10 protein-coding genes are annotated in these 13,051 nt (G+C 60.4%); all 10 read right to left on the bottom strand.

What is annotated here, in order from left to right:
* Positions 1–14: 14 nt before the first annotated feature.
* Positions 15–1,949, bottom strand: coding sequence for a methyl-accepting chemotaxis protein (locus AB4N74_RS26695; protein ID WP_460097735.1), 1,935 nt, complete (start codon positions 1,947–1,949; stop codon positions 15–17).
* Positions 1,950–2,089: 140 nt separating this feature from the next.
* On the bottom strand, positions 2,090–3,379 hold the full coding sequence (locus AB4N74_RS26690) for an adenylosuccinate synthase (protein WP_460097734.1): 1,290 nt from the start codon (positions 3,377–3,379) through the stop codon (positions 2,090–2,092).
* A gap of 54 nt (positions 3,380–3,433) precedes the next feature.
* A complete protein-coding gene (locus AB4N74_RS26685; RefSeq protein ID WP_038360371.1) occupies positions 3,434–4,621 on the bottom strand; it encodes an ATP phosphoribosyltransferase regulatory subunit in 1,188 nt (395 codons plus the stop codon).
* A 313-nt stretch (positions 4,622–4,934) separates the two neighbouring features.
* Positions 4,935–5,804, bottom strand: a complete 870-nt coding sequence (hflC, locus tag AB4N74_RS26680; protein ID WP_016984784.1) for a protease modulator HflC — start codon at positions 5,802–5,804, stop codon at positions 4,935–4,937.
* On the bottom strand, positions 5,804–6,979 hold the full coding sequence (gene hflK, locus AB4N74_RS26675) for an FtsH protease activity modulator HflK (RefSeq protein WP_016984785.1): 1,176 nt from the start codon (positions 6,977–6,979) through the stop codon (positions 5,804–5,806). The genes hflC and hflK overlap by 1 nt, the downstream gene beginning before the upstream one ends.
* A 96-nt stretch (positions 6,980–7,075) precedes the next feature.
* Complete coding sequence (hflX, locus tag AB4N74_RS26670) at positions 7,076–8,377, bottom strand: ribosome rescue GTPase HflX (protein ID WP_093430181.1); 1,302 nt, start codon at positions 8,375–8,377, stop codon at positions 7,076–7,078.
* Positions 8,378–8,389: 12 nt separating this feature from the next.
* Positions 8,390–8,650 carry an RNA chaperone Hfq gene (hfq, locus tag AB4N74_RS26665; protein WP_007902656.1) on the bottom strand — a complete coding sequence of 87 codons (261 nt, stop codon included), beginning with the start codon at positions 8,648–8,650 and terminating at the stop codon, positions 8,390–8,392.
* A 95-nt stretch (positions 8,651–8,745) separates the two neighbouring features.
* On the bottom strand, positions 8,746–9,717 hold the full coding sequence (gene miaA, locus AB4N74_RS26660) for a tRNA (adenosine(37)-N6)-dimethylallyltransferase MiaA (RefSeq protein ID WP_257356905.1): 972 nt from the start codon (positions 9,715–9,717) through the stop codon (positions 8,746–8,748).
* Entirely contained in the window at positions 9,717–11,618 is a 1,902-nt protein-coding gene (gene mutL / locus AB4N74_RS26655; protein WP_175559558.1) for a DNA mismatch repair endonuclease MutL, read from the bottom strand. The genes miaA and mutL overlap by 1 nt, the downstream gene beginning before the upstream one ends.
* A gap of 8 nt (positions 11,619–11,626) precedes the next feature.
* Positions 11,627–13,000 carry an N-acetylmuramoyl-L-alanine amidase gene (locus AB4N74_RS26650; RefSeq protein WP_371748301.1) on the bottom strand — a complete coding sequence of 458 codons (1,374 nt, stop codon included), beginning with the start codon at positions 12,998–13,000 and terminating at the stop codon, positions 11,627–11,629.
* Positions 13,001–13,051 lie beyond the last annotated feature (51 nt).

Below are 13,051 nucleotides of genomic sequence, written 5' to 3'. Positions count from 1 at the left end.
CCGCCCAGACAACCTCAAGCCCTGAACTGCCCCAGACTAGCCTTGAGCTGCGCTGCCAAACCATCCAGCACCTTGCCACTCGCAGTGGTCTCCACCACCGCCTGCGCTGCTTTCTCGGCCTGCGCATGAATTGTCTCGACGCGCCCACGCACAGCCTGCGCACCCTGCGCCTGATGCGCAGCAGCCTGCGTTGCCAAGCCAATCGCCGCATGCACCTGCTCGACCGAGACCTGTACCGACTGCTGCAAGCGCGCACTGTCACGCAACACCAGTAAACCTTCGCTGGCCTGACGCCCGGCCTGGCCGATCGCTTCGACCGCCTCACGAGCGCCCTGCTGCAATGCCACGATGTGCGCCTGAATATCGCCGGTGGAGCTTTGCGTCTTGCTCGCCAATGCACGCACCTCGTCGGCAACAACGGCGAATCCACGCCCGGTCTCGCCAGCACGTGCGGCTTCAATCGCCGCGTTGAGCGCCAGCAGATTGGTCTGCTCGGCAATCCCGTGAATCACCGTCAGCACCACCTCAATCTGCTCACTCTGCTGAGCCAGCCGCTCGATGACTTTCGCGCCGGTATCGACCTGCCCCGCCAGCGCCTCGATCAGGCTGCCGACCTTGGCGGACGTCCGGGTGTTTTCGTCGGTGGCCTGGCGAATATCCACAACCTGTTTCAAAGCCGCTTGCATCGCATGGCTTTCCGACTGCGCCTCATCAGCCATTTGCGACAGCGCGCGCAGACTCTCCGCCACTTCATCACGCTGCATGCCCGCCGCCGCATCGGCACCGGCATTGCGCAGCGTCATTGCGCCGATTTCGACGCCGGTACGCTGCGCGACATCGCCCGCTTCGCGCACGATTGGTTGCAACTTATCCACAAAGCGGTTGACCGCCGAGGCCATGTCGCCGATTTCGTCTTTGCTGTTGATCTGCACACGCTTGGTCAGGTCGCCCTCGCCCGCCGCCAGGTCATCCATCGCAGCGTTGAGCATTTTCAGGCGATTGACCACGCGATGGCCGAGCACGACGGCCAGTAACAGCAGCACGCCAAAACCGACCAACGCCAGGCCCATGCCGATCCGCCAACGCAGGGTGGCTGCCGCTTCTTGAACAGTATTGGTGGTATTGGCTTTCATCTCGACAGCGGTTGACTGCGCCGATTGCAGGCGCGCCTGCATGGCATTGGCACTGTCCGCTGCAGCGCCCTTGAGGCTGTCGCCGACCAGTTGATCACTGCTCGCGATCAGCGCTGAGAAGCGCTTGTCCAGTGCCGCCAGATCGGTTTCCACCGACGCCGTGGAAACGCCCATCAGCACCTTGCCGATTTCCACGCCATTGGGATTGATCGAGGCTTCAAGGTAGTAAACCGATGGATCGTTTTTCGCCGCATCCAGCACTTTATCCAGTGCACGCTCGCCCTGGCCCTTTTCCAGCAAGGCCTTGTTGATCGGGTTTTCGCGATTGAGATAGCGGGTCAGGTGCTGGCCGGTGGCGTCGTCGTAGACCACGAACAACACATTGGGATTGCGCTGGGCACGGCGGGCGAACTCGGACAGGGTCGGTACGTCGCTGTCCCACATGGCACGCGGGGCTACAGAGGCCAGTAACTGCGCCATGTCATTGGCCGAATCTTTCAGATCCTTTTCCAGCGTCGCACGCAGTTGCGCCTGCTCTTCTTTCAGGCGCGAAGACAGGCCGGCGGTAAGCCGCTGACGAGTACTGGCGGACAAGGCATCGAGGCTCGAGGTGACTTCACGCCCGGCCTGCTCCAGTTCACCGGAGAGCTTCTGGCTGTCGGCGCCGAGGCGCACCGCCAAGTCAGCTTCCAGCGCCGTGACGGTGCTCCGCGTCAGGGCAACGGCCACCAACACTTGCACCAAAAGGGCGATACCAAGGGTAACGAACACGGGGCGCAACAAACGGCTTTGTAACAGTGAGAGAACGGCCGACACTGTGAATACCTCTACTTCTGACGCCATTAATTTGATGGCACTCTTGTAGACAGATTCACAGCAAAGGTCATGCCGTCCAACAGGCATAAACGACAAAGGCCCCGATGAAGGGGCCTTTGTGTTTTTACATCAACGACTTATCAAGCAAACGGATGACGCAGAACGATGGTTTCGTTGCGGTCCGGGCCCGTCGAAATAATGTCGATCGGCGCGCCGATCAGCTCTTCAACGCGTTCGATGTAGGCGCGAGCGTTAGCTGGCAGCTCTTCCAGGGTCTTGGCGCCCACGGTCGATTCGGTCCAGCCCGGCACTTCTTCGTACACAGGCTGCAGGCCTACGTAGCTGTCAGCGTCGGTCGGAGCAACGGCATTGCCTTCGGCGTCTTTATAGCCAACGCAGATGTTGATGGTTTCCAGACCGTCGAGTACGTCCAGCTTGGTCAGGCAGATACCCGAAATGCTGTTCACATCGATAGCGCGACGCAGGATAACGGCGTCGAACCAGCCACAACGACGGGCACGGCCGGTGGTCGCACCGAACTCGTGACCTTGTTTGGCCAGGTGAGCGCCGACGTCGTCGAACAGCTCAGTCGGGAATGGACCCGAACCGACACGAGTGGTGTAAGCCTTGGTGATGCCCAGGATGTAGTCGAGGAACATCGGGCCAACGCCGGAACCAGTCGCTACGCCACCGGCAGTGGTGTTGGAACTGGTCACGTACGGGTAGGTACCGTGGTCGATGTCGAGCAACGAACCCTGAGCGCCTTCGAACATGATGTCTTTGCCGGCGCGACGCAGGTCGTGCAACTCGGCAGTGACGTCGAGCATCAGCGGCTTCAGAAGCTCAGCGTACTCCTTGCACTCGGCCAGGGTTTTCTCGAACTCGATGGCTGGCTCTTTGTAGTAACCGACCAGCATGAAGTTGTGGTAATCCACCAGTTCACGCAGCTTGTCTTCGAAGCGCGGCATGTTCAGCAGGTCGCCAACACGCAGGCCACGACGAGCAACCTTGTCTTCGTAAGCCGGGCCGATGCCGCGACCGGTGGTACCGATCTTCAGCTCGCCACGGGCCTTTTCACGGGCCTGGTCCAGCGCCACATGGAAGGACAGGATCAGCGGGCAGGACGGGCTGATACGCAGACGCTCACGCACCGGTACGCCTTTCTCTTCCAGCTTGGTGATCTCGCGCAGCAGGGCGTCAGGTGCAACCACCACGCCGTTGCCGATCAGGCACTGCACGCCTTCGCGCAGCACGCCCGACGGGATCAGGTGCAGGACGGTTTTCTCGCCGTCGATCACCAGTGTGTGGCCAGCGTTGTGGCCACCTTGGTAGCGCACTACGGCGGCAGCATGTTCGGTCAGCAGATCAACGATCTTGCCTTTGCCCTCATCACCCCATTGGGTGCCCAGGACTACGACATTCTTACCCATAACACTTGTCCTCATTCGCGCAAACTTGGTGCCGGCGATGGCCGGCAGGAAAACTCAAGAAGCCAGTGGCGATACTTGCCAAAGCCCGTTCTGCTGAATCAATTGCCGGTCGCAGTCCGCATCACGGGCGGCGGCCAAAGGTTGCCCAGGCAAAGCCTGAACGACACGCTGACCCTCACTGCGCAACTGGCAAACCTGCTGCCAGAGTGCCGCATCCGTACTGTCAGGCATCCAGATACCGCCAGACGGTAGCTCGATCTCAGCACGCCCCAGGGTCACCAGGGTTTTCAAATCGGTGGAGAAGCCTGTCGCTGGACGGGCGCGGCCAAAATCCGCGCCGATGTCGTCGTAGCGACCGCCCTGAGCGATGGACTGGCCAACGCCCGGCACGAACACCGCGAACACCACACCGGTGTGGTAGTGGTAGCCACGCAGCTCGCCCAGGTCGAAGTACAACGGCAGGTCCGGGAAACGCGCCGAGAGGCGCTCGGCGATCGCCAGCAAATCTTCCAGTGCTGCCAGAACCGGCGCCGGCGCATTGGCCAGTCGTTCGCGGGCAGCGCTCAACACTTCACGCCCGCCACACAGATCAACCAGCGCACGCAGCATGCCGGACAAGTCGGCCGGCAAGCCTTCGGTCAAGGTAATGACCTCGTCGATGGCTTTGCGTTGCAGCGCATCGAACAACTGCTGTTCGACTTCACCGGACAGACCGGCGGCACGCGCCAGACCACGATAGATGCCGACATGACCAAGGTCCATGTGCACATCCGGCACATCGGCCAGTTGCAGCATGGCCAGCATCAGGCTGATCACTTCAACGTCGCTGCTCGGGCTGGCGTCGCCGTACAACTCGGCGCCCAACTGGATCGGGCTTCGCGAGGACGACAGTGCACGCGGCTGAGCATGCAGCACACTGCCGGCGTAGCACAGACGGCTCGGACCTTCGCGACGCAGGGTGTGCGCATCGATACGCGCCACTTGCGGCGTGATGTCGGCACGGAAACCCATCTGCCGGCCCGATTGCGGGTCGATGACCTTGAAGGTACGCAGATCCAGATCCTGGCCCGCGCCGGTCAGCAGGGATTCCAGGTACTCGATATGGGGAGTCACGACAAACTCGTAACCCCAGCTCTGGAACAGATCCAACACCTGACGACGCGCGACTTCAATGCGCGCCGCTTCCGGTGGCAGTACTTCTTCGATGCCATCTGGCAGCAGCCAGCGGTCTACCGTTGCCATTACGCCATTCCCCTTTGATCCGGGCGGCCAGCCTGCGGGCGAGCCTTGAGTGAAGCAGAAAATGACCGAACCGTTCAAAACGCACGCGCATGAACGACGCGGCGAAAGGCCTGTTACCGGCTTCGCCCATCACTTTCCTCGAAATACTCTCGGGCCATTCAACCCGATGCCTGCAACAAAAAACAGCAATCAAACGTGCAGACGCAAAAAAGCCGGGAATTTCCCGGCTGCCGCATCATACACACGTTTTCCCAAAGGATCACCCCGCCCGAGGTTTTAGCCGCCGGGCGGAATGATTCAGGTCAACGGCGTATCAAGGCTTGGCCTTTTCCAGGTAGTGGAAAAAGTCGCTGCTTGGGTCGAGGACCAATACGTCGGATTTGTTCGCGAAACTTTCACGGTAGGCGCGCAGGCTACGATAGAAACTGTAGAACTCCTGATCCTGACCGTAGGCCTTGGAGTAGATCGCAGCGGCCTGGGCATCACCATCACCGCGAACCTCTTCGGACTCACGATAGGCTTCAGCCAGCAGCACGCGGCGTTGACGATCGGCGTCGGCACGGATGCCTTCAGCCAGCTCGTTACCCTTGGCGCGGTGCTCGCGAGCTTCACGCTCACGCTCGGTGCTCATACGTTCGAACACACTGCGGTTTACTTCTTTCGGCAGATCGATGGCCTTGACCCGGACATCGACAACTTCGATACCCAGCTCTTTTTCCGCCATTTTGTTCAGCGAAGCAGTGATGTCAGCCATCAGTGCGTCACGCTCACCCGACACCACCTCGTGCAGGGTGCGCTTACCGAACTGGTCACGCAGACCTGATTCCAGACGACGGGACAGGCGCTCGTCGGCGATTTGCTTGAGGCCGGAAGTTGCGGTGTAGAAGCGCTCGGCATCCTTCACGCGCCACTTGGCATAGGCATCGACCATCACGGCTTTCTTTTCCAGGGTCAGGAAGCGCTGTGTCGGTGCATCCAGCGTCATCAGACGTGCGTCGAATTTACGCACTTGGTTAACGTAAGGCACTTTCACATGCAGGCCTGGCTGAACATCGGCCTGAACCACGCGACCGAATTGCAGCAGCACCGCACGCTCGGTCTGAGCCACGATGTAGAAGCAGTTCCAGCCCACCAGTACCACAACAACGCCAACGATCAGGGCGATCAGCGATTTATTGCTCATCAGCGGGTCTCCCTTGTGCGCGACTGCGGCAGGTCAGTGACATGCGGCGTGACGTCCGTGTTGTTGCTGGCGGCAGCCGAACCGGTGACCGGTGCATTGCTGCCCGAACTGTTCTGAATCATTTTGTCCAACGGCAGGTAAAGCAGGTTGCTCTGGCCGTTCTTGTTGCCGGTCACGAGTACCTTGCTGGTATTGCTGAAGACTTCCTGCATGGTGTCCAGGTACAGACGCTGGCGGGTAACCTCAGGTGCCTTGCGGTACTCGGCGACCAGCTTGGTAAAGCGATCGGCCTCACCCTTGGCGCGCGAGACCGTTTCGTCGCGATAACCGTTGGCATCCTCGAGGATGCGCTGGGCCTGACCACGGGCTTCCGGCACGACGCCGTTGGCGTAGGTTTCAGCCTGGTTGCGCGAACGCTGCTCGTCTTCACGGGCGCGGATCACGTCATCGAAGGCTTCCTGCACTTCACGCGGTGCCGCTGCGCTCTGTACGTTGACCTGAGTGACGGTGATACCGGTGCGATAGGTATCGAGGAAGCGTTGCAGACGCTCCTTGATTTCGCTGGCCATCAATTCACGACCTTCGGTCAGCACCTGGTCCATGGCGGTGGAACCCACCACGTGGCGCAGGGCACTGTCAGTCGCATGCTGCAGACTGATTTCCGGCTGATCGACGTTCAGCACGAAGTCCTGCAGGTTGCTGATCTTGTACTGCACGGTCAGCGGCACTTCGACGATGTTCTCGTCTTCGGTCAGCATCTGGCCCTGCTTGGTGTACGCACGCTCACGCGTGACGTTTTCCATGTACTTTTTATCGATCGGCGGGAAGTAGATATTCAGGCCCGGGCCAACAGTCTCGTAGTACTTGCCGAAGCGCAGCACCACGGCTTGCTCCTGCTCGTCCACCACGTAGACCGCGCTGTACAGCCAGACAGCCGCCAGCACGACGAGGCCGATGCCGAGCAGACCGCCGAAGCCGCCACCGCTCCTGCCCGAACCACCGCCGTCATCACCACCGCGTTTCTTACCACCACCGAACAACCCGTTCAGGCTTTCCTGCAGCTTTCGGAAGGCCTCGTCGAGATCCGGTGGCCCCTTGCGGTCGCCGTTATTGCGGCGTTTGCCACCCCAAGGATCCTGATTATTCGAGTTGCCACCCGGCTCATTCCAAGCCATAGCGCTCTCCATCTGATAAAGCAAAGACGCACCCACGGCGCGCCGACCAATGCTACAGAATGCCTGCCGTTACGGCACAACCGCTTCTTCAGGCTTTTATTGCAAAGTGTGTTGCTCGATGAACTCCATCGGCTGCAATCCTTCGCGGCTTACCAGTCGATTCAACTCGACCCGGGGCAAACGAACGGCCAGCAGGCTGATGCCTTCTTCGTCATGCTCTTCTTTCTGCACCGCACCGAGTTCGAAAAACTGCGCACGCAGTCGGGCGAATCGTTGCGGCAAGCGCAATGTACCGATGAACAAATCACTGCCGAGCAATTCGGCAATGGCTTGTTCAAGCAATTCCAGACCACTGCCATCACGCGCCGAAAGCCAGACCCGCTGGGGCTTGCCGTTTTCGTCGCGCTGGATTTGTGGCTCAACGCCTTCAAGCAAATCGAGTTTGTTATAGACCTCGAGTATCGGCAAGTCCTGGGCACCAATCTCGCCCAGCACCACCATCACCTGCTCGATCTGCAACATGCGATCCGGTTCGGCCGCATCGATCACGTGCAACAACAGGTCGGAGTTGGCCGACTCTTCGAGGGTAGACCGAAATGCTTCGACCAGCTTGTGCGGCAGGTGACGAATGAAGCCTACCGTATCCGCCAGAACAATCGGCCCCAGGTCGTCCAGATCCAGACGGCGCAGCGTCGGGTCCAGTGTGGCGAACAACTGGTCGGCCGCGTAAACATCGGATTTCGTCACATTGTTGAAGAGTGTCGATTTGCCGGCGTTGGTATATCCCACCAAAGACACGGTAGGGATATCCGCACGGGAGCGGCCACGTCGCGATTGCTCGCGCTGGCTGCGCACCTTCTCCAGCCGACCCTTGATCTGGCGCAGGCGGACCCGCAGCAAACGGCGGTCAGTTTCCAGCTGGGTCTCACCCGGGCCGCGCATGCCGATGCCGCCACCCTGACGCTCAAGGTGAGTCCAGCCGCGAACCAGGCGCGTGCTCATGTGGTCAAGCTGGGCCAGTTCGACCTGGAGCTTGCCTTCATGGGTACGGGCGCGTTGGGCGAAAATATCGAGAATCAGACCGGTACGGTCGATCACGCGACACTCGAAAACACGTTCGAGGTTACGTTCCTGACTGGGCGTGAGGATGTGATTGAAAATCACCAGATCGGCTTCTTCAGCCTTGACCAGGTCGCGCAGTTCCTCGACCTTGCCGCTGCCGATCAGAAATTTGGCGGTTGGCCGATGACGCGGCACGTTAAAAAACGCAACGGTCTCGGCGCCGGCCGAATTAGCCAATTCCTGAAACTCCTGCGGATCTTCGCGCGCCTCAGGGTCCTGTCCATCCAAGTGAACGAGGATCACTCGTTCACCACCACCGTGGCGCTCAAAGAACAAAGGAGACTCCTATCAGGCGTTACCTGGCTCAGCGTCACCTGCTTCGGATTCGGTTGCGCTAGGCAGACGAATTGGACGAACCGGCACTACTGTCGAGATAGCGTGTTTGTAAACCATCTGGCTTACGGTGTTTTTCAGCAGGATCACGAATTGGTCGAACGACTCGATCGTGCCTTGCAGTTTGATACCGTTGACCAGGTAGATGGAAACCCCAACTTTCTCTTTACGTAAAGTATTCAAGTAAGGGTCTTGTAGCGAATGCCCTTTTGACATGTGCCGCACTCCTTTAAGGATTCAATAATAAAAAATAGGTAATTCAGATGGCTTTGGCCGCCACACCCCCAAGGATAGACGGCAATTGCAAGGACTCAGCTCAATATGGAGATGGTCCCAAGGTATTTCAAGGCGCGTGGCAGATTGTCGCAATCAAGACTGTCCAGCCAGTGTATATCTTCCCAGCTGCGCAGCCAGGTGAACTGGCGTTTGGCCAATTGGCGCGTGGCTATGATGCCGCGCTCCTGCATTTCGGCCAACGTCAGCTTGCCATCCAGGTAGTCCCAGACTTGGCGGTAGCCTACCGCACGTATAGACGGCAACCCCGAATGCAGGTCACTTCTTTTACGCAGGGCTACGACCTCGTCGAGGAACCCCTGTTCCAACATATTTGTGAATCTTTGTTTAATGCGCTCGTGCAATACCTGACGATTCGCCGGGGCAATGGCCAAGTTCGCGACAGTATAGGGCAATTGTTGCAGTCCCGAAGCGGCTGCTTCAGTACTTTGCGCAGATTGTTGCTGACGCAGCTCGGTCATGCTCTGACCGCTGACTCGATAAACTTCCAGCGCGCGACTCAAGCGCTGCGGATCGTTCGGGTGAATGCGCGCCGCTGACACCGGGTCAATGCTCGCCAATTGATCGTGCAAGGCTTGCCAACCGAGGCGTGCAGCCTCTTCTTCGATCTGCGCGCGAACATCGGCATCGGCCGCTGGCATATCCGCCAGACCTTCGACCAAAGCCTTGTAATAGAGCATCGTACCGCCGACCAGCAGCGGAATTTTTCCGCGCGCGGTGATCTCGGCCATGGCTTGCAGGGCATCGCGACGGAAATCCGCAGCCGAATAAGCCTCAGCCGGGTCGAGAATATCGATCAAGCGGTGCGGATATTCGGCCAGCAGTTCTTTCGAAGGCTTGGCCGTGCCAATGTCCATGCCGCGATAGACCAGCGCTGAATCGACACTGATCAACTCGCACGGCAGCACCCTGGTCAGCTCGATGGCTAGATCGGTCTTGCCCGCAGCGGTCGGGCCCATCAGGAAAATCGCTGGAGGAAGCTGGCTCATCAACGACCGCGCAGAAACAGTTTGTCCAGATCGTCCAGGCCCAATTGGGTCCAGGTCGGTCGGCCATGGTTGCATTGACCGCTGCGCTCGGTGTTTTCCATGTCGCGCAGCAGGCCGTTCATTTCCGGCAGGGCCAAACGCCGGTTGGCGCGGATCGCGCCGTGGCAGGCCATGGTGCCGAGCAATTCGTTGAGGTGTGCCTGAATCCGGTCGCTGGTGCCGTACTCCATCAAGTCCGACAGGACATCGCCGACCAGACGGTTGGCTTCGGCCTGTTTCAACAACGCCGGGATTTGGCGGATCGCCAGGGTTTCCGGGCCCAGACGCTGCAGCTCGAACCCCAGACGCTGGAACCATGCCGCGTGCTCTTCAGCGCAATCGGCCTCGCGCTGGCTAACGGCCAGGGATTCCGGCACCAACAATGGCTGCCCACTGAGGCCCTCGCTGGCCATGGCGATTTTCAGGCGTTCGTACATGATCCGCTCGTGAGCAGCGTGCATGTCCACCAGCACCAGCCCTTGGGCGTTTTCGGAAAGAATGTAGATACCTTTCAACTGCGCCAAGGCATAACCCAGCGGAGGAATATCTTCCTGCCCGGCCGGCAGCGCGTTGGCATTAGCCTCAGGCAGCGGCGCGAAAAACTCGCGATACGCAGCCTGAGCCTCGGCAGCCGGCGGTACCGCTGATTGTGGGCGTGGCGTGTATTGATACTGGTAAGCCCCGCCAGCGCTGGCGCCGGACGAGGTATTGAACGCCGGTTGTGCCTGCGGTTGCTCCAACAGCGCATTGGCCGCCAGACGCATTTCACCCTGCGGGCCGAACTCACCGGCATCGAGGCCCGTTGGCCGCACAACAGCTGTGGTCACGGAACCGGCAAGCTGATCTTCCGGACGCACGTCGCCCAAAGCACGGTGCAACGTGCCATAAAGGAAGTCATGCACCATGCGCCCGTCACGGAAGCGCACTTCGTGTTTGGTCGGGTGCACGTTGACGTCGACCGCCGCCGGATCGACTTCAAAAAACAGCGCAAACGTCGGGTGACGGCCGTTGAACAGCACGTCGCGATAGGCCTGACGCACGGCGTGAGCCACAAGTTTGTCGCGCACCGCCCGGCCATTCACAAAGAAATACTGCAGATCCGCCTGACTGCGGTTGAAGGTCGGCAAACCAACCCAGCCCCACAGGTGCAAGCCGTTGCGCTCGATCTCGATCGGCAGCGCCTGCTCGAGGAAACCCGAACCGCAGATCGCCGCCACACGCCGGGCGCGGGCCGCGTCATCGTGGGCTTCGTGCAGGCTGAGAATGGTCTTGCCGTTATGCCGCAGATGGAAAGCCACGTCGAAACGCGCCAGCGCCAGACGCTTGATCACTTCTTGCAGGTGATCGAACTCGGTTTTTTCGGTCTTGAGGAATTTGCGTCGCGCCGGGGTGTTGAAGAACAGGTCGCGAACTTCCACGGAAGTGCCGACCGGATGCGCTGCCGGTTGCACCCGAGGTGCCATGTCGCGGCCTTCGGTTTCGACTTGCCAGGCTTGATCGGCATCGCGAGTACGCGAGGTCAGCGTCAGGCGCGCCACGGAGCTGATCGAGGCCAGCGCCTCACCCCGGAAACCGAGGCTCATCACCTGCTCAAGGTCTTCCAGGTTGCGAATCTTGCTGGTGGCGTGACGGGCCAGGGCCAGCGGCAGGTCATCGGCAGAGATGCCGCTGCCATCGTCACGCACCCGCAGCAACTTGACCCCGCCCTGCTCGACATCGACATCAATACGCTTGGCGCCGGAATCGAGGCTGTTTTCCAGCAGTTCCTTGATCACCGAGGCCGGACGTTCAACCACCTCACCGGCGGCGATCTGGTTCGCCAGCCGTGGGCTGAGCAGTTCGATGCGGGCAGCAGCGTTCAGCACTTCGTTCATTCTTTGGACGCCAGTTCGGTGCCAGGAATGGTCAAGTGCTGACCGACTTTCAGTTCATCGCTTTTCAGATTGTTGGCAGCGCGCAGCGTGGCCGGCGACACCTGATAGCGCACGCCGATCATCGCCAGCGTTTCACCCGGACCGACGCGATGATCGCGCGGGCCTTGAGCGATCTTGCCGGAATCACGCAGCCAGGCGATGTAAGTGCCCGGTGGCGGGTTCTGCTGGAAGAACTGGCGCACGCCGCTGCTGATCGAACGGGCCAACGCTTGCTGGTGGCTCGATGCCGAGAGCTTGTTGGCTTCGTTGGCGTTGGAGATAAACCCGGTTTCGACCAGAATCGACGGGATGTCCGGCGACTTCAACACCATGAACCCGGCCTGTTCCACACGCTGTTTGTGCAGCGGCGTGACGCGGCCGATGTTGGTCAGGACTTTCTGGCCGACGTTGAGGCTGGAAGTCAGCGAGGCGGTCATCGACAGGTCGAGCAATACGCCGGCGAGCATGCGGTCCTTGTCGTCGAGGCTGACGTTGCCGGCACCACCGATCAAGTCGGAACGGTTTTCGCTGTCGGCCAGCCAACGCGCGGTCTCGGAAGTTGCGCCGCGATCAGACAGGGCAAACACCGAAGCGCCGAAGGCGGCCGCAGACGGCGCGGCGTCAGCATGAATCGAGACGAACAGGTCGGCGCCTTTCTTGCGAGCGATTTCGGTACGGCCGCGCAACGGGATGAAGTAGTCGCCGGTACGGGTCAATTCGGCACGGAAGCCTTTCATGCCGTTGACCTGACGCTGCAGTTCGCGAGCGATCTGCAGCACTACGTCTTTCTCACGCTGACCGCGCGAACCGGATGCGCCCGGGTCTTCGCCACCGTGGCCGGCGTCGATCACCACAATAATGTCGCGCTTGCCGGCCGGGGCTGGCGGCAACTTGATTGCCGGTTCGGTCGGGGTTACCGGCACCGCTGGCACAGTCGCGACCTGCGGCGTCGGCGCAGGCGGCGGTGCGGCGTCGGCCGGGTTATCGAACAGGTCGACCACCAGGCGGTTGCCGTACTGCGCGTTCGGCGCCAGCGAGAAGCTTTTCGGGGTGACGGCTTTTTTCAGGTCGATGACCACGCGCAGATCAGTCGGCGTGCGCTGGGCCGAGCGCATTGCGGTGATCGGCGTGTTTGCGGTCTGCACATTCAGCGGTGCACCGAGGGTGGCACCGTTGATGTCGATCACCAGACGATCCGGCGCGGTCAGGGTAAACACGCTGTGCTGCACCGGGCCGCTCAGGTCGAAGACCAGTCGCGTGTTATCCGGCGCCCGCCACAGGCGCACGCTATTGACCTTTGAATCGGCCACGGCGTTGACAGTCACTGCCATCAACAACAGTCCAGCGGCAGCCACCAACGCGCGAAAGCGCATACCTAACCC

This window comes from Pseudomonas sp. H3_C08, assembly GCF_054669455.1.
This window is presented reverse-complemented; position numbering and strand designations above follow the sequence as displayed.